General features: G+C 63.6%; 13 protein-coding genes. 4 read left to right on the forward strand and 9 right to left on the reverse strand.

Annotation, left to right across the window (positions count from 1 at the left end):
• Both KNN17_RS08005 and KNN17_RS08010 read left to right on the forward strand, forming a co-directional pair.
• On the forward strand, positions 1-129 hold a 129-nt coding region (locus tag KNN17_RS08005; protein ID WP_274619685.1), incomplete at its 5' end, for a fumarylacetoacetate hydrolase family protein.
• Between the two features lie 199 nt (positions 130-328).
• A complete protein-coding gene (locus KNN17_RS08010) occupies positions 329-757 on the forward strand; it encodes a universal stress protein (RefSeq protein ID WP_241708244.1) in 429 nt (142 codons plus the stop codon).
• Positions 758-989: 232 nt separating this feature from the next.
• On the opposite strand, the gene KNN17_RS08015 is transcribed toward KNN17_RS08010, so the two are convergent.
• A complete protein-coding gene (locus tag KNN17_RS08015; RefSeq protein ID WP_241708245.1) occupies positions 990-2,219 on the reverse strand; it encodes an IS110 family transposase in 1,230 nt (409 codons plus the stop codon).
• 829 nt (positions 2,220-3,048) lie between these two features.
• On the opposite strand from KNN17_RS08015, the gene mobF reads away from it, so the two are divergent.
• The gene (mobF, locus tag KNN17_RS08020; RefSeq protein WP_241708246.1) at positions 3,049-6,609 is read left to right on the forward strand and encodes a MobF family relaxase; all 3,561 of its coding nucleotides are present in this window, start codon (positions 3,049-3,051) and stop codon (positions 6,607-6,609) included.
• Positions 6,590-7,189, forward strand: coding sequence for a hypothetical protein (locus KNN17_RS08025; protein WP_241708247.1), 600 nt, complete (start codon positions 6,590-6,592; stop codon positions 7,187-7,189). Before mobF ends, KNN17_RS08025 begins: the two co-directional genes overlap by 20 nt.
• 302 nt (positions 7,190-7,491) lie before the next feature.
• Here the strand turns inward: KNN17_RS08025 and KNN17_RS08030 are convergent, their stop codons facing one another.
• From KNN17_RS08030 to KNN17_RS08065, 8 genes are all read right to left on the reverse strand, one after another.
• Complete coding sequence (locus KNN17_RS08030; RefSeq protein ID WP_241708248.1) at positions 7,492-8,841, reverse strand: GmrSD restriction endonuclease domain-containing protein; 1,350 nt, start codon at positions 8,839-8,841, stop codon at positions 7,492-7,494.
• Between the two features lie 364 nt (positions 8,842-9,205).
• Positions 9,206-9,718 (reverse strand): single-stranded DNA-binding protein, encoded by a 513-nt coding sequence (locus KNN17_RS08035; RefSeq protein WP_241708249.1) that lies wholly within the window; start codon positions 9,716-9,718, stop codon positions 9,206-9,208.
• A gap of 53 nt (positions 9,719-9,771) precedes the next feature.
• Positions 9,772-10,941, reverse strand: a complete 1,170-nt coding sequence (locus KNN17_RS08040; protein WP_241708250.1) for an ArdC-like ssDNA-binding domain-containing protein — start codon at positions 10,939-10,941, stop codon at positions 9,772-9,774.
• Between the two features lie 78 nt (positions 10,942-11,019).
• On the reverse strand, positions 11,020-11,529 hold the full coding sequence (locus KNN17_RS08045) for a DUF4913 domain-containing protein (protein WP_241708251.1): 510 nt from the start codon (positions 11,527-11,529) through the stop codon (positions 11,020-11,022).
• Positions 11,516-13,333: a type IV secretory system conjugative DNA transfer family protein gene (locus KNN17_RS08050; RefSeq protein WP_241708252.1), complete on the reverse strand. Its 1,818-nt coding sequence runs from the start codon at positions 13,331-13,333 to the stop codon at positions 11,516-11,518. Before KNN17_RS08050 ends, KNN17_RS08045 begins: the two co-directional genes overlap by 14 nt.
• Positions 13,333-14,793 (reverse strand): ATP-binding protein, encoded by a 1,461-nt coding sequence (locus tag KNN17_RS08055; RefSeq protein ID WP_241708253.1) that lies wholly within the window; start codon positions 14,791-14,793, stop codon positions 13,333-13,335. The genes KNN17_RS08050 and KNN17_RS08055 overlap by 1 nt, the downstream gene beginning before the upstream one ends.
• Positions 14,790-16,286, reverse strand: a complete 1,497-nt coding sequence (locus tag KNN17_RS08060) for an SCO6880 family protein (RefSeq protein ID WP_241708254.1) — start codon at positions 16,284-16,286, stop codon at positions 14,790-14,792. The genes KNN17_RS08055 and KNN17_RS08060 overlap by 4 nt, the downstream gene beginning before the upstream one ends.
• The gene (locus KNN17_RS08065; protein WP_241708255.1) at positions 16,279-17,676 is read right to left on the reverse strand and encodes a type IV secretion system protein; all 1,398 of its coding nucleotides are present in this window, start codon (positions 17,674-17,676) and stop codon (positions 16,279-16,281) included. Before KNN17_RS08065 ends, KNN17_RS08060 begins: the two co-directional genes overlap by 8 nt.

Consider the following 17,676-nt stretch of genomic DNA (forward strand, 5'->3'; position numbering starts at 1 on the left):
GCCCTCAAACCCGGAGACCTGATCTTCACCGGCACCCCCGCCGGCGTCTCAACCATCACCCCCGGCGACACCATCACCGGCGGGATCGACAACATAGGCAGCTTCACCATCACTATCGGAAGTCGCTGATGGCACCGAATGTGCCTGCCTCATCTGAGAATCCTTAATCTGGAGCGTGAACCCGTCCGGTTGCGCCCCGCCAAACACTGCCTGCAGCCTCCCTCTTCACCCACCATTTTCAATCGCTGTATCCGCGGGCGCTCTCACGAGCGTCCCTGAACCACACGCCGGCTAAACGGCGACCGCCGCCCATATGAGGAGCACAAACATGGACGAAATTATCATTGTTGGAGTAGACGGCAGCCCGACAGCCAAAAAGGCAGCAGAGACCGCCCGCGACCTGGCGGCCGCTCTGTCCGTCTCGCTGCACGTGCTCTCCGCCTTCGACGGGGACCGCGCAGAGACTTACGGTAGCGGGAGCGATCAGTGGATCGTTTCCGACGCCGACGGCGCAGAGACCGTGGCCAGAACCGTGGCCAGATCGTTGGACAGCGACATCAAAGTGACCTACTCGGCGGTTCGCGGGAAGCCCGCTGAGGCTCTTATCAAAGAGGCGGATCGCTTGGGCGCCCGAATGATCGTTGTAGGGAACCGCAGAATGCGCGGCATCGGGCGGGTCCTCGGCAGCGTGGCGAACAGTGTCGCCCACAACGCCCCGTGCGATATCTACATCGCCAACACCTACTACGCGGGCTAGCAAGACTGGGTGCTCTGCTACGTTTTTTGCTGACTTTCGAGGAACTACAAGAGCCCACAGCATCAACCGGAAATCAACCCTGCCGATGGCGACTTCTCCGGCTACCAGCAGTGACGGTCTTCGCCTCCGACAATGACTCAACGAATGACTGTTCACAGACCCGTGAATAGCCCAAGCAGGGCGTAGGTGACCCACCGGAGGTGTCGCTCCGGGCAATAGGTGGGTCCGGAAATCAGGCTGCGGGGTCGATGACGACGGTGTGTCCAAGGTGTTCGAGTTGGGCTACCAGGCGGCGGATTTGGGCCTGCTCGTTCCGGCGGTGCATCCAGTCCGGCCCGAGGTCGTGGTAGGGCTCGTTTCGCTCGAGCATGTAGTAGGCGCCATCGAGGATTGAGTGCGCGCCGGCGACCTGTGCACGTCTGGGGCCGCGCCGGGAAGCGATCCGGGCCTGTTGCGACGCGAGATAGGTTTTCTTGCTGCGGGCCGCCGACGCCGCAGCCTCGACCAGTGCCGAGGTGAGCCACTTGTTTCCGTGCCTCGCACGGGCCGGGGTCCTGCGCCCAGCCGACTCGTGGATCGCCGGCGCGACGCCTGCCCAGGCCGCCAGATGCCCCGCCGATGGGAACCGGGACGTGTCCCCGCCGGTTTCAGCGACAATGACTTGGGCGACTTTCAGCCCCACTCCCGGGATCGTCTGCAGCAACTCAATCTGACGGGCCCACGGCAGCGAAGCGGCCACAATGGCCTCATCCAGGCTCGCCAAAGCTGCCTCAACCCGGTCGAGGCGACCCAGCATTGCCGCAGCCAGCCGGGCATGGTCCGCATCGAAGTGACCGGTCAACGCCTCGACCAGGTCCGGGATCTTGGAGCGCATCTTTCCCTTCGCCAGCTGCGCCAAGACCTCCGGATCCGCCTCCCCAGCGATCAACGCCGCAAGCATCGCACGTGCCGAGACCGTGGTCACCGACGACGCCACCGAGGAAATCTTGATGCTGGCATCTTCGAGCATCTTCTCCAACCGACCGGCATCCCTGGTCCGGTCCCCCATCAACTGCACCCGGTAACGCGTCAGCAGGCGAAGACGGCGGATCGGCGGAGGCGGCACGAACGATGGCCGGAGCAGCCCGTGCTCCAGGAGCTGGGCAATCCACTCGGCATCCTTGACGTCGGTCTTGCGGCCAGGAACAGCCTTCATATGCGCGGCGTTAAGCAGCCAACACTCCATCTGCTCTTCCAGTGCGTAAAACGCAGGCTTCCAGTACGTGCTGGTCGACTCCATCGCCGCCAGGGTCACTCCTTGCCCGACCAGCCAGTCCCTCATCAGCTCAAGCGAGCGGGTCATGGTCCGGAACGTCCGCGTCTCCCCGTGACGGCCACCGCCGTGCCCGGGCGTGCGCACGCACACCGTCACCGACTTCTTGCCGATGTCCAACCCGGCAACACGCTCAAACATCACATCCATCAGAACCACCCACCCTTGAAGCGAGAATCGATATCGACGCCGCTTGCAGGATCCTCTGATCAGGAAACAGACCCACGTGCTCTTACGGCAACAATCCGGCACACCCACGGACCCCGCGTCATACACGTCTACGGGCTCACCCGCACCAATGTGAATAGACGTCACCAAGCGGCACCACAATTCTCACTCCTCGGCCCGCGGAAGATCCTTCCCCGCGAGCTACACCTCTGGCATCCAAGGCGACGCCGTGAGCGCTGACTCACGGCGTGTCATGTCGCGGTTGTATCCAGAGTTGATGAATGTACGTGAGCGGAAAGGTTTGCGAGGAGTGCGGGGACGGCTTTGAACCGACTCGCACCTCTCAGCGGTTCTGTTCGACGCGCTGCGCCAATAGGCAGCGTGATCGTCGACGGCGGCACCGGACGCAGAGAGCGACGGTTCCGCCGTCGAACAACAAGGGCCTCGAACCGGAGTGCGCTTCGGAGCTCGCCGCCCATCAACCTTGTGCGAGCCAAGAACGCGACGTACCCACAAAGATCTACCGACAGCGCATCGACACCCTCCAAACTTCCCTCCGATCTCAGTCATCAGACTTCGAACGCCTCGAAGCGGAGAACACAGAACAACGCGACCACATCACACTCCTCCAAAGGGAGCTCACCGGTCTGAAACGCGCCCAACGAATCAATATCCAAGACCTGGCGCACGTCGCCGCCCGATTGGTTGCAGTCTCGCACGCACAACGCGTCGCACTAGACCGCGCAACGTTGGAAATCCTCCGCCGTCGTGGATGGAAACCCGCCCTTCGGCAATCCGCCATCCCCCGGCCATGACCATGTCAATCGCGCGGCTTTCGGCCCAGTCGGGCCTGAAGTACCTGTTCAGGACCACGATGATGGACGATATGTCGCCTACTCCCCCGGACGCGACCACCTACTACATGAAAGCAGGGACACCCCAAGGGCGCTGGCTCGGCTCCGGTTTGCAAGGCATCCACCGCGCCAGCCGCGACGCAGTCACGGAAACCGACGCGAAAGCCATCTTCGATTGCGCGATTCACCCGGACACTGGTGCTCCCCTGGGCCGACCCCACGGACAACCCAGCTTCGCCCAAAAAACTCAAGGACAAACCAGCACGCGCCGCGCCGTCGCCGGTTTCGACCTCACGTTTAGCGTCCCCAAATCCGTGTCCGTGCTCTGGGCACTGAGCCCCCGGGCCCTGCAGGACCGGATCCTGCAGACCCACCACGACGCCGTCACCGCCACGCTTCGCTGGCTCGAGGAATCGGTCATCCACACCCGCGCGGGCCGGAACGGCGTCGCGCGCATCGGCACTCGCGGGGCGATCGCGGCGGCGTTTGATCATTGGGAGTCACGTTCAGGGGACCCGCAGCTGCACACGCATCTGGTCATCGCCAACCGCGTCCAGCGGATCACCGACGGCGTCTGGGTCACCCTCGACTCAAGGACGCTCTACAAGGCCGCGGTTGCCGCCAGTGAGCACTACAACGGGCTACTCTTCGACGCCCTCCACCGCCACCTCGGGACCGACCTCGACATCCGGGAGCCCGCAGCTAGCAACCACAACCCCAGCCCGCAGCTCACCGGGGTCCACGACATATTGATCCACGAATTCTCCCACCGCTCCCGCCTCATCGATCAGGAAACCGACCGCCTCGTAGCCGCATGGACCGAGGCCCACGGCACACCCCCAACAGCGACAACCACCATCAAGCTCCGCCAGCAGGCAACTCTCTCCACACGAACCCGCAAAGCCGAAACCATCGCGCCCCTGCACCAACTCTCCGTACAGTGGCGGGCACGCGCTGAAGCCACGGGCTTCGACCCCCGACTCGTGCTGGCCAACACCGTCCGGAGGTCGCGGACTGCCCCTTTCCGCTCGTTAGACTTCACCGCCGAGTGGGTGGACGCCGTCGCGTCGCTCACCCGGGAGCGGGTCGCCTCCAAGCGCGCCACCTGGAACCGTTGGAACCTCCTCGCCGAGACCGAACGGGTCTGCGTCGCGATCCGCTGCCACACACCGGAGGACCGCAACGCCTTGATCGACGCGGTCGCCACCGCTGCCGAAGCCCAATCGCTGCCCCTAAACGACTACCGGTACAGCGTCCCAGCGGACGCGCAGCCCGATCTCCGGCTCGGCAAGCGGAGCGTCTTCGACTTCCACGGTTCCCGTCTCTACACCGACACAACGACGCTCGCTTGCGAGGAGGCAGTCTTGGCGGCAAGGAACGACGGCGGCGGGCCGGCCATCCGCGCAACCCTCGCCATGGAGGCACTCGCCGGATACCAGCACCACGGTCGGTTCGGGCTGCATGAGGACCAGAGGGCCGCGGCCGCGGAGGTGCTGCTGAGCGGGAACCGGCTCGACGCCGTCGTCGGACCGGCGGGCACCGGCAAGACCACCACCCTCGGTGCAATCAAGGCCGCCTGGGAAGCAGAATTCGGACCCGGAAGCGTTGTCGGCCTCGCTCCCGCGGCGGCGAGTGCCGAAGTTCTGGCGCGAGAGCTGAGTGTGGTCACGGAGAACGTAAGCAAGTGGCTCTACGAGTCTGTCGGCGAGGGAGCCGGCCACAGGGCTGAGCGCTTCCTCGTGACGGCGGCGCGACTGGGCAATTCAGGGGCCCCAAGCACCCGTCTGGCGCAGGAAGCTACCCGGCTGGCCGCCGAGCAAAACAAGTGGCGGTTCCATCCGAACCAGTTGGTGGTCGTCGACGAGGCCTCGATGGTGTCCACCCTTCAGCTATCGGCCCTGGTGCATCAGGCCAGGGATGCCGGGGCCAAGCTCCTGTTGGTCGGCGACCCCGGGCAGCTGGATTCCATCGATGCCGGCGGTGTTCTCGGGTGGCTGGACCGGCAAGGCAAAACCAGCCAGCTGAGCACCATCTGGCGGTTCGAGCAACCTTGGGAACGTGACGCGTCGCTGAAACTCCGTGCCGGTGACTTCGCGGCCACCACCGACTACGAGGGGCACGAGCGGATCCGGCATGGCACCTATCTGGAGATGGTCGACCAGGCCTATCTGAACTGGCAATCCGACATGCATGCCGGAAAGTCGTCCATCCTCATTGCCGCGGACAACGACACGGTGAGCATTCTCAACGAACGCGCCCAAGCAGACCGCATAATCCAAGGCGCCGTGGACGCGGAGCAGACAGCACCTCTGGGCGATGGTCTGCGTGCCGGCCGCGGTGACACGGTCATCGCGCGCCGCAACGACCGCACCGTTACTGACAGCAATGGCGACTTCATCCGCAACGGCACCCTGCTCGACGTCGTAGGGGCCGGCAGGCGCGACGGATCCCTCACCGTGGTCCGCAGGGACACCGGCGCCACCGTCACGCTTCACCGCGACTATGTTGAGTCTGCGGTTGAGCTGGGCTATGCGACGACCGCCCACCGCTCCCAGGGGCTCACGGTGGACGCCGGTCACAGCGTCGTCACACGCGGGCGCCTCACGCGAGAGCTGCTGTACGTGAGCATGACCCGCGGACGCACGGGAAACCACATCTATGTCTGCGACGATGACCTTACCGATGCCGAGCCTCTTGATCCCTCTTTGCAAGCGTCATGGCGGGAGATTCTGGGAGAAGTGCTCGCTGCCGAAGGTGCCGAGCGGACTGCCCACGAAGTCCGCGAGGCCGAACGGCTCAGTTCCGACAGCTTGGAACGGCTCAGCGCCGAATACGACTACCTCGCCCAGATCGCTGCCGCCGAGGACCTGACCAAGTTCCTCGAGGTTCACTGTCCCGGAACCATTGACGAGATGCGACAATCCCCATCGTGGGGCGCCACCGTATCAGCCTGGCGCCGATCCACAGCAATCAACCGACCAAGTGCGCAGCGAGTCGTCACCAACGCATTGGAGACGTGCACGTCAGCGAATGACGTCACCGCAGTCATCCATACTCGGCTCCGCAGCTTCCTCACCGGAATGCCCGCCGGCGGGCCTGATCCCCTGGCCGAGCCGATCCACACCGCTCGTCGTGATCTCGAAAGCATGATCGGCCAGGTACGGATGCGAATTCAAGACAGGGCAGACAAAGTCACCTTCGAGGCACTCATGCATGACCCCGAATGGAAGCGGAACCTCCTGCGGATTCTCCCGCCAGGCGTGAGTTTGGATGACACATTCCCTCTGATCAGCAGAGCCGCCACCTACCGGGACAGATGGGGCATCGGCGGCTCACCCCATCCGCTGGGTCCTCTTCCGGCGGAATATGAGTGGGAACGGAAATCGCAGTACGAAAGCCTTCAACGCATCATTGAACGGACCGCGTCCAGCTCCGTCGCGCATCAACGATCTGGCCCGCGGACAGAAGACTCGGTTGCGCAGGACGTCAGCCTTATCAATGTCGGTTGGCAACTCTAAACTTGTCGGGAAGGAAGTCATGGTTTCGAATCCAGCTATCAAGCCGAAAGTCGCGACGCCCGCCCTGATTCTCGCCAGCGCGGTAATTGCCCTATGCACGGTGTTCGTTTTGCAGAACCTGGCGGTAAGTTGGCCTCCAGATGCAATCCAAGTTTTTGGCTGGGCTGCCGTGCTGCCCTCCACCTTCATCGTCTGCATCATATGGTTGCTTCGGGCCAATCGCCGTCGCGATTGGCTGGCAAATGCCAAGCTAAGATGGAGCCACCTCGAGGAGGAGAGGCGAGCTCACGGGACGACGGCGGAAATCACAGTCCTCAGCATCGATGCTCTCGAACCCACCGGATCGTGGATCACCGTTAACTGGAACCGTTTCGGGCACGTTCAGCGCGTATGGCTGGAAGCACTGGAAGAACCTATCTGGGCCGGATCCGTCCTGCTGATATCACCGGATCCGACCCAGATCAGGCCCGGTGCGCCTTGGCCGGCCACATACTATGTACAGGCTTCGAATTTCCTTGCCTGGGCGCCGGTAACGAAACTCCGTCAAAACCGAATATCAGACGCCGCGGCAATTCGATGAGCTTCAAGTAGTCAAAATCCCTCTTGCGCCGAGCTGAATTGATTGAAAGTGCTTCTCGTCGCGTCCGCTATCCGCGCGGCAGAGACCCGCAGCGCCCGGCGGTCGGGTGCTCAACACGGCGACCAACCAGTCGCATACCTGGCACCGGAATCCTCCGGAGTGTCCCGGCCTGCTCCCCCGGGAATTCGGCCTCCGGGCGGCCGCCGCGGCGTGCGGGATCCGCCCCCACTCACGGCCGCGCCCGACGCCGCCGGTAGCTGCGCAAGCCGCGGCGGGCGCATAGTGCTCGCGGACAGGGGCGGCTATTTGTACCAGATTGCAACGCCGCCGTGGTGCGAGCATGTCCCGCTGTGGTTCGCGGAGAAAGAGAGTGTGCCGTCGTTGCACAGTGCTGTCGCTCCACCACCGGGAACCGGGGCGGGAGCAGGAGCTGCCGGGGCAGGCGCCGCTGGCGCTGCTGGAGCCACCGGAGCTGGTGCTACGGGTGCGGCCGGTGCTGGTTCTGGTGCCGGAACGGGAACCTGCGCCGGTGGTTCCGGTGCAGGTGCGACGTCCTGGGCCGGGGTGTCGGGGGTGGGTTCAGGCGTTGCCGGTGGCTTCTGGTTCGTGGGGGCTGTCTCGTTCGTGCAGTCACCCAGGACGCGTGCCATGGCATCGTGTTCGGCTTGGGTCACCCACAGGTTGTAGGTGGCCTTGACGGAGATCTGCCGGGCGACGTAATCGCAGCGGTAGCTCTTGTTCGGCGGCAGCCAGGTGGCCGCGTCGCCGTCGCCCTTCTGGATGTTGGTGGGACCGTCGACGGACTGGAGGTTCAGCGGGTCGTTGGCGAAGGCGGTGCGCTGTTCCATGCTCAATTGCTGGGCGCCTGTCTGCCAGGCATCCCCAAGGGCGACGACGTGGTCGATCTGCACGGCGCTGCTGGTCGAGGCGCCGCGTACGAAGCTGATGGTTTTCGCCGTGTATGGGTCGGCCAGGGTGCCGCTTTGGACCTTGCATTGGCCACTGTTGGCATATGCGGTCCGTGTCAGGTCGCGTTTCAGCATGTCGTTGCGGGTGTCGCAGCCGTTGCGGTCGACATCGGCCCAGGCCTGGCCGAACTGGTCACGGTCGTACCCTGTCATCGGTGCCCTGCCCTTCACCGGCAACGTGGCCAGCAGATCCAGGGCTTTGGTGGCATAGGCCGGCTGGGATTTGGGCGCCGTGTAGCTTGCCGACCTGGACAGCTCGGTCACTGTGTCCGGATCCAGCGGTGTTCCTGTCTCGGTTGCCGTCGGAGTGGGGGTGGGGCTGGAGCTCGGGGAAGCTGCGGTTCCCGCGAGTTTCTGGCTGTCGGCGCTGGTCGGAGACGCCTGAAGGCCATCGTTCGGCTTCGCCGGTGCAAGCAGGCCGCCGGTAATGAGGAGCACGAGCGCGCAGCTCAGGACGATAGTCCCGGCTTTGCGGCCCCCTGGCACCATCGCCCAGGAACGCCGGCCCGTCGCGACGACATAGAGACCTGTCAGGAAAGCGAAAATCCCGGCCATGATCAGGATCCCGCCGATACCGGACCCGAAAGCGGCGGGAACAAGGAAAAGGAGCAGGAGGATGCCCACGACAATCGTGGACACAGGCAGCCGGAACCGGCGCTTTCCCGGTGGTATGTGATTCGACAACACAAGATCCCCATTCAAATATGAGACGGTGCAGCCCCCGCGCCGTCAGGCGGCGCTGCGGTTAGCGCCATCAGGGATTCTAGTATTTGAATTACAAGTTTGTAATTCGCTTGGAATTATTACGTTCCGCGTTGGGTACCGGTGGTCATGCATCAGCTGCCCACTGGCCTCAGTCCGGCCGGCGGATCTTGGAACTGAGACCTTCGTTGAGACGGCAACGACCATTCTTCGTCGTATTCAACGTGTCAATCCCCCACGTCGGGACTCAGCAATGCTGAGACCGGACACATTCCTCGGCCCTCAAAAAGCAGCAAAGTTTGTTCCCGTGCCCGGTCCCATCACCCATCCAGACGAGTTCCCTGTGCTAGTAACTCATCTCACTCCCCTGCGCTGCCCCGAAAGGGGGCACCACCACCGGGCTCCTAGTCGCAATGTTGTACACGGGAGAGGCGGCCTCCGCGTCAGCCGAGACCTCAGGGCCAACCTGAATGCCAGCCTCCGGCCCAGAAACCGCAGTGTGCGCCGAGCGCTGGTAGACGGCGGTACCGAAGCGCAGATCCGGCCCGATCGTGTCGGCGACGATGCGGCGGGCTTCTCGTTTCTCGCCGTCCTTTTCGTAGGAACGGAATTCAAGTTCCCCCGCCACAGTAACGGGGTCACCCTTCTTTAGTGAGTTCGATGCATTCTCAGCTAGAGCCCGGAAAGCCGAGACGTTGTGGAAGACAGGTTCGCCGTCTTGCCAGGTCCCGTCGGCTCCCTGGATTCGCTGGTTCACGGCGACGCGGAGTTTGGCGTGGGCCACTCCGGACTCGCCGTAGGTGAGCTCGGGGTTGGCGACGAGGTTGCCGGCGATGTTGATCGGGATTTTGGTGCTCATTGTTTTTCCTTTCCGGTCCCAGCGGGACTCTCCCGCCGGACAGATATTTTGAGTCAGATTCCCGGGCCCGCGATTGTGGGGCCGTCTGCGGACGCCGCGGGGAGCCCCACGCCTACGTAGGACGCCGGCTTTACGAACAGGTGTCCAGCTTCGACGGCCGGAACCTTGCCCCCGAAGCCAGGTGGATGAGTGACTTCGAGGATCCCTTTCGATGCTGCTGTGACTCGCCCCAGGACGGATTTCGCAATATCAACGCGGGAGGCGGGAAGTTTGCGGTCCGTACCGTCCGCCAAAACACCCCTTTCCGTCTCGATGACGGCGTCTGCCCAGCCGGCAAGGTAGGAGGCCGATTGTGGTCCGCGGTCGATCCCGTGGGCCCGTAGCACCGTGTACGCAACTGATTCGGCCTCGACTTCAGCAAGCCCGCGGTGGTCTGCGCTGCTTCCGTAAAGCCGCCCGACGTCGTCGTCCGGGCCGTGCAGCAGTACGTGCCCGAGCTCGTGGGCAAGTACCGCGGTGCGCTCCTCGGTGCTTAGCCACGCTCCCACTTGGACGCGGTGCTTGGCGAAATCTGTGTAGCCGCTGGTGAGTCCGTATTGGGCGGCGTCGACGTGGACTTCGAAGCCGTGCCGGTGAGCGACCTCTGCCAACGATCCGAAAAGCTGTGAGGCGTCGACGCCGGGCCCGGTGCCGTCTCGCGGCACGAGCAGCGGAGTCCCTTGGGTTTGTGAGACATCAAAGACTGCCTGTCCGCGCCACCCGGTGATGACGGTCTTCTTTCCGTCGTCGACTGCGCCACGTGGAAGCTTCTCTCCGACGCGTATCCGCTGCCGGGTCCCATCGGGCAGTGTGAACTCCTGCATGCGTGCTGTGCGCGGCGCAATCACCCACAGGGCATGCTCCCCTTTCAGAACTGTGCGGCCGTGGCGTTCCCATTCCCTGTACCCCGCGACGAGCGTGGGCTCTTCGGTACCGCGCTGTGCCATCTGCATGATGAGGAGGGCCACGTTCCCGCCGGAGTATCGCCACAGCGTGGCCGAAGCGTCCAGCAGTACCTGCCAGTGGGAAGGTGATTCAACGGCTTGTTCCAGGATCGTGTGGAGGCCCTCCGTCAGGGCGGAGATGCGTTCCTCCGGTGTCATCCGCGACTGGCCCAAAGCCACCAAGGCGGGCGCAGGATCCTGCGCCTCGGAGCGCGATACGCCCTCACCTCTAGGAGCCACGACAGTCACCTCCATGCCTCTTGGAATCCGCAAACCGGGATATTTGTTCATGTCCGCAGACAGGCGGACTGCATGACTTCAGAACTCGGCGCCGAGTTGATGGTGAGCCGCCTGCCATTCAATGAACTCCGGACCATCCACCGCGAGGACTCTTGGGGTGGGGTCTTTGTGCGACTGCAGGCCGACGCAGCCGGCCGTTCGGGTGTGGGTTCTGAGGCGTTCGACGGCATGCGGGAGTCGCTCGTGAAAGGCCAACGGTCCGAAGCCAGCATCGTCGACGGTGTAGGACGCCTGTTCTGCCCGCTGCAGGGCGTAGAGCTCCGCGACGATCTCGGGGTGCTTCCACCAGCAATCGGGCACCACGGACGTCGTCAACTGATAGGTCCCGACCAGCCATCTCACCCAGTCTGCGAGCGCAGCCCAAACGCTTTCGGCCTGCTGAGAGCTCATGTCCCGCCATCGATAGGTCGTGCCCTGCGACCCGCTTGGAGCGCGGAAGGCCGAGCGGAACAGCTCGGCTGTCAGCTCGTCGTCGTCCGCTCCGACTGAGGGAATGTCAAAGTGTTCGACGTCGTCATAGTTCCCCATCACTGTTTCCTTCGGCTATTTGCTGTCGCAGTTTGTGCCCCTCGGTCAGCGCGCGTTCGGTCTCTGCCTTGGAGCGTCCAAGCTCGGCTGCGTCCTTGCGTTTGTGCCATTCGCGCAGGTCCAAAAGGATTGGTCTGGTGCGTCGGCCTAGCATGAGGGCCGTGCCGGCTGGCAGGCGGCGGATCTCATCGAGTGCGATGACGGGGCTCTCGCGGATCTGCTCTCCGTCCTGACGGCCTTGGGATGACCACGAGCGTGTGGTTAGAGTGAGGCTCCGCTCGCCCAACAGTCCCGCGAGCGAGCGTAGGTCACGTTCATCGGAGCCACCGCCGAAGATCACCTTGATGATGGCCGAGTCCCAGATCGTGGCGGCTTCGTCGATGGACCACCCTGTCCGCGCCTGGGAGAGCGACTGCAACACCACGAGTGTTGAGATACCGATTCCGCCACCGTCCGAAAGCGCAATGGGCAGGCCGGGCCAGGGAGCAAGATTGGCGATTTCGTCGAGGATCAAAGACAAGGGCGGATCGAGTCGACCGCCGGGTGAGACGAAGGCCATCTCCCGGGCGGCATAGTCGATGTCGTCTATCAGCGCAGACAGATACGGGCCTGCCGCGGCGGCACCTGCTCGTGTGCCGATCAAATAGAGCGTGCCGCGATCACGGATGAAACTCTTCGGATCGAATTCCTCCGACTTGTCCTGAGGGTCGAGCGCAGCCAACACCTTGGGCGAAGACAATGGAGCCACGGCCGCCGAGACACCAATCCAGGAATTGGACGTGTTCCTCGGGTCGTCCTCGAGGATTCCCATCAGGTCGGCCTGCCACCCCAGTGCAGCCCCCGGACGGCTGAGAACCTCCAGAGCCTCACGGGCCAGCACCGGGCTTGAGGACCAACGCCGAAATGCACGCACGCCCTCTCCGGACAATGCCGCCGCGTGGAGCAGACACTGCAGGACGATCAAGGAACGCTTCTGCCACGCCGCGTTTTCACCCTTCATCTCCGTATCAGCGGTGATGACCAAGGCCCGGCGCGTGGCGATATCCGGGTCCTGACAGCCGCGGACCGGCGACCAGCGCAGCGTGGATGGCAGACCGGACATCCCCTGCGGATCGAACACTGTCACAGGCCTGTCCCCCGTGGCGCGGGCTTTCATCGTGACAACGAGATTGTCCGCCCGGGTGGACGTCGTCACCACGGCACCGGGCGCGTCCAGAATGGCATTGATCACCACATAGAGTCCCTTACCCGAACGAGGTGCCCCCTGGATCACCATCGATTCTTCTGTTGAGACGTGAATCGTGATGCCGCGTGAGCGCCCGAGCGTCCAGGCCACGTCCTGAACAGTCGGGTTGCTCACCGCGGGACGGGTGAACTTCCCGCGCCGCCGAACCGCCCTGGCCCCGAAGTCATGCAGAATCTCGGAGCGTCGAGCGATGCCATCCCGGTTCAAGATCTCTTGCCGAAGCCAAGCCCCCGATTGCTTCCATCTTCGCCAAGACCAGATCCCACCCACCGCGAGCGCGGCGACCGCGAGCAGTACCGGGGCGACCAACCACCAGACATCGCTGGCACCGACGTCGCAGTCGGGAGTTCGGCGCACGATCCAATCGATCCGGCCAGTGAAGAGTCCGACGGCGGCCGCCGGATTTAGGGGCGACGCCGGCGTGGTGCCGCATCGCCAGGTGACGACGAGGCGGGCGGCACCTTGAACAAGGAAGGAAAATCCGACGAGGCCGGAGAGCGTGATGAGTCCGGCGGTGATCAAAGGGCTCGTGTTTCCTGCGCGCGAGTGCGTGAACATCAGATCATCCGGTCGTCGGTGCCGAAGACTTCCAGCTCATCGGTGGTGACCCTGTTGGCAACTATGAACGAGCGGTTTCCGACTTTCCAGAGCCCTACGCCCTTGGGAAGGTTCTCCACGTGCTCGCATTCGGCTTCGGTCAAGCCGAGAGCTTCCTTTGTCAGGCGCATGGCGTCGTGCTTCTGGCGGTAAATGATCCGAGTGTCGGCCTCCGTGAGGAGCCCAAGGGCTTTCTGCCGGTGCCCGCTAGTGCTGTCACCGATCTCGTTGAGATCGGCGACCTTGTGCATGATGAGCAGGTTTGCGATCCCGTAGGTGCGGGCCAGTCGCCATTGCTCGCTCATTTTGGCCAGCATGTAGGGATCGGCAAGCATCCGCCAGCCCTCGTCGTAGACCACCAGCCGCTTGCCGCCGTCGGGATTGGTGACTGCCGCTTCCAGCCAGGTCGCCCCGCACGCTGCGGCGAGTGACAGGGCCTGCTCCGAGGCACCGATCAATGCAGAGGTATCCATGACCATCATCGGGGCATCGGCGTCGAAGGCGACGGTGGAAGGAGCATCGAACATACCCTCCAAATCGCCTGACACCGTCCGCCGCAGCGAGTGGCTGACAGCCGTTCCGCCGTCCCTGCCGATGAGCCCGATCGTTTCCTTCGAAGGGTTGAGCAAATGATCCAGGACCATTGGCAACGTCGGGTTCGAGTTCTGCGCCACCGTCTCCATCAGCGCCATGTCCAACGCCGTGTGCTCCACCGGGCGAAGGGGCATGCCCTGCCGCATGAGGGACACCAACGCCACTAACAGGTAGCGACGGCGTTGGCGGACCACGGCCTGCCACTGCGCCTCACTCAACGCGCTGGAACGCGGACCCGCGTCCAAGGGGTTCACACGGGCTGAGCGGCCGGGGCCGACAGAAATGACTTTGCCGCCAACAGCTTTGGCCACGGCAACCCATTCGCCCTTGGGGTCAGACGCCACAGCGGCCTTCCGCCCCAGCGTGATCGAGCGGGCCACCAAGGATTTCCCGCACATGGACTTGCCAGTGCCGACGGTGCCGATGACAACGATAGAGGGGCCGCTGATGACACCCTTGTCATAGAGAATCCACGGATCGTAGGAAAAGGCCCCGGACCCGAAGACGTCCGTGCCGATGTACGTTCCCTCATGACCCAAGCCCGATTCCGTGATGAACGGATAGGCCGCCGCAAACGTCAGCGTGGAAGCGCGGTGCGGTGCCGGACGCAGCCGATGCGGACCGCGCAGAGAGTTCGGTTCCCTACTCCCCCAGTCCCCACCGTGTTCGCTACCGTCCAACCGGTCGTCGAGCCTCTCTCCGAAGCTCTGCAGGGCAGACAACCATGGTCCGCTCTCCCCCGCTACTTCGCGCCGGCGTCGGTCCTTCCTTTGCCGGCGGTTGCCACCCGACGGCACGTATTGAACATTTTGGATGGTCCGCTTCACCGCAGCCCCCTCCCAAGCGGAAGGGCACCGGCAACGAATGCCGCCCATTGCTGCCCTGCCAGCAACCGCAATTCAACGAAGGCCCCTGCAGCCGCCGATTCAAGCTCCTGCCTGTGCCGCGCCAGATCCTCGAGCGTGGCTGCCGTGATCGTGACGTACGCAGCGGGCCGCACGTCACCGTGGCCAGCGACGATCTCTTCCTCCCGCTGGGCCACCTCCTCTTCTTCCGCCTTTTGTTCACGCGTGAGGGGCCTGTCGAAGTGCGCATTGATCCGCCGCCGGGTTTCATGGGCTTCCTGGGCAGAACGGATATCCCGCAGCGCCTCAGTTGTGGGCACTGCTCGGATCACTTCAGTCACCGTATGGCGGAAATCTCCCACGTAGATCAGCGGATGCAGAAAGCCCGGAATGACCTTCTGCCGCGGCCACTCAGCGATCCAGAACGTTTGATGAAAACCGGAGTCGGTACGCAAGTAGGTCCAGTGCTCCTCGACGGCCATGGGCCCCGACGGCAGTTTGGAATCCGAATCACTTTCGGGGTCAAGGTGCGCGCCAACTGGCGCTGGAGGCCTAACTGGAGCGGCGATTGCGGCCGGGTCGAAGGCGCCGCGTAAGACGTCGAGGATTCCGTCCTCGGGGAGCCACTCCTCCACCTTGACGTTGTGTGTTCCGAGTGCGGTGGTCATGGCCTCCACCTCCAGCCGGAGCACACGTTCAACGCCCACCAGACCCCCGCCCGACTCTTTGATCCGGCGCCGGGCCTTGGCCGTGTCCACGACAAGAGTCAGAAGCAGATCGTGGCTCATCGCCGACCCGGCTGCAGAAACCAGATCCTCATACGAACGCTCGCCCCAGCTCAGTTCTCCTGTGTCTCCAATCCGTTGCGGTACGGCGTGTTCGTAGAAGTCACGCAGCGCCTGCGAAGGATATGGAACCGTGTAGTCCTGGACGGCAATTCTCGAGACGGTGCTGCGCTGGGCCATACCTGCCTGAACACGGGACCAAGCCTGCACTGCCCAGGCCTTGTCGTCCGCGTCCAAGAGCGCAAAAGACCTTGTGCTGCACCGCAGTACCGCGATGGCGTCCTTGCCCCGGGCGTCAATGATGAACGATTCGCCCCGCGATGTTCGACGCAGCTCAAGGTCTCCCAATCCGCCAGGGAGTGCCAGACGACCCGACAGGACAGCCCGCTCGGGCCGGACGAGAAACCGCGTCTGTTTTACCAACGCTCGATAGAAGAACACGACGGCGTGATTGGCCCATACCGGATAGGGAATCCGCGAGTACTGCAGCAATCCGAGCAGCATCAGCGTGAGCCACATCGGTCCCGATGCAAATAGTCCGATCGGCCCGCTCGCCGCTGAGGCCACACTCGCCACGAGGACCCCGCACGCCAGAAAGAGCAACTGATACCACTTCAAGCCCAGGAACAAGCCGCGACGCTCATACCGAGGAAACTTGACGGCCTCGAGGGTTCGCGAATTCTCAGACACGGGAATCACCGTCCTTCAGGGGCTGGACAATCGTTGTTGGTCGGACCGGTAGTGGCACTGTCGGCGCTATCGATGGAGAGGCATTAGGAACAGACGAGGGGCGTGACGCTGAAGGCTGCGGTTGATCGTCAATAGTGCCCAGGGTTGATCCATGGACCTGCGCCCCAGACGTCGCCGCCGACGCGCTGGCGCCCCGCGCCAGAGTCGACGCAGGACCGGGAGCTGACCCGCCGACGTCGAGCATTAAGGTAGGGCCGCTTCCGGCAAAAGGTCGCGACGCGGTCGTGCCGGTCGGCGTTCCCGGAAGTGGCACTCTGGGCGGCAAGGCCGTCGTCGGAAATTGCGGACGACTGGAGGGGATCGGTCGAGTTATCGACGAACGGGCAGCCATGCCGGCGAGCGTGAATCGGCCACCCGTCTGTCGGCTGATCTGCCTTGCAGTGAAGCTGGAGCTGCGCGAAAGGACGTGTCCGCCACCGGCAGTTTGTGCAGCCGCCGCCAGTTCGCCGCCGGCGAAACTAACAAGCCGTAAGGCCATCAGAGGAGCGCCGCACGCCAGTGTCATTCCGACGACGCCGGCAGCCAGTCCAGCGAACGACTTCGACTCGGCGAAAAGCTTGATGGCAACGGCCAGAACGGTCGCGGCTAGAGGCTTGGCGAGCAGCAGGGCGACCACGATCTCACACCACCGTCGTGCCCACGCTTTCGTCTTCTCCCACGGCATGAGCATGAGAGCGACCGGGGCGACGGCTGCAAGGACGATGAGCGCGAATGACCGGAAGATCATCGAACACATCAGAATGAATGCCAATATCCAGACAACGATGACGGCCATCGCGGTCACGATCACCGCCCCGGCCGCCCCGCTGCTCGACCCTGGGGCCAGCGACACAACGTTCCAGTCCCGGCCGGATCCTGCGGGTGCCCGTTCGAATCCGAAGAGCCGCATAAACACCACGTATGGATCCGTCCCCATGGAGTCGAGGATTGATTGCGATGCGGAGTCGCCGATGTGAGTGAGCTGGCGAGCTAGGAAAACTGCTCCGGCCACCATGGGGATGGCGGCTGCACCTCCTACCAGCGCCCTCACCAAGCGGCGCGGCTGTTGGCTGATGAGACCGGACAACAGCTGAAGGATCATAGCCACGACGAGCGGTGTCATCATGACGACCACCCACCAATTCGTCAGCCCCTGCACAGCGATCCACTGCGAATCATCAACATTCGAGACACTGAATGCGCCGGTGATGAACGACCAAATCCAGGACGCGATGTTCTGGAGAATATTCGCAAAAAGAGCCGTGACGGCTCCGAGGAAACCATCGTTCGCTTGGGAGACAAGGCCACACCCGGGCGGCCACCATCCGTTCAGGTCGCACTGAACTGGCAT

The sequence above is a fragment of the Arthrobacter bambusae genome, assembly GCF_022606295.1.
In the GTDB taxonomy this organism is placed as follows: domain Bacteria; phylum Actinomycetota; class Actinomycetes; order Actinomycetales; family Micrococcaceae; genus Arthrobacter; species Arthrobacter bambusae_A.

Excerpts from the sequence above, each read along its gene's own strand:
- KNN17_RS08010 (WP_241708244.1), top strand. The coding sequence starts at position 329 with ATGGACGAAATTATCATTGTTGGAGTAGACGGCAGCCCGACAGCCAAA.
- KNN17_RS08015 (WP_241708245.1), bottom strand. The coding sequence starts at position 2,219 with ATGGATGTGATGTTTGAGCGTGTTGCCGGGTTGGACATCGGCAAGAAG.
- mobF (WP_241708246.1), top strand. The coding sequence starts at position 3,049 with ATGACCATGTCAATCGCGCGGCTTTCGGCCCAGTCGGGCCTGAAGTAC.
- KNN17_RS08025 (WP_241708247.1), top strand. The coding sequence starts at position 6,590 with ATGTCGGTTGGCAACTCTAAACTTGTCGGGAAGGAAGTCATGGTTTCG.
- KNN17_RS08035 (WP_241708249.1), bottom strand. The coding sequence starts at position 9,718 with ATGAGCACCAAAATCCCGATCAACATCGCCGGCAACCTCGTCGCCAAC.
- KNN17_RS08045 (WP_241708251.1), bottom strand. The coding sequence starts at position 11,529 with ATGGGGAACTATGACGACGTCGAACACTTTGACATTCCCTCAGTCGGA.
- KNN17_RS08050 (WP_241708252.1), bottom strand. The coding sequence starts at position 13,333 with ATGTTCACGCACTCGCGCGCAGGAAACACGAGCCCTTTGATCACCGCC.
- KNN17_RS08065 (WP_241708255.1), bottom strand. The coding sequence starts at position 17,676 with ATGCCAGTTCAGTGCGACCTGAACGGATGGTGGCCGCCCGGGTGTGGC.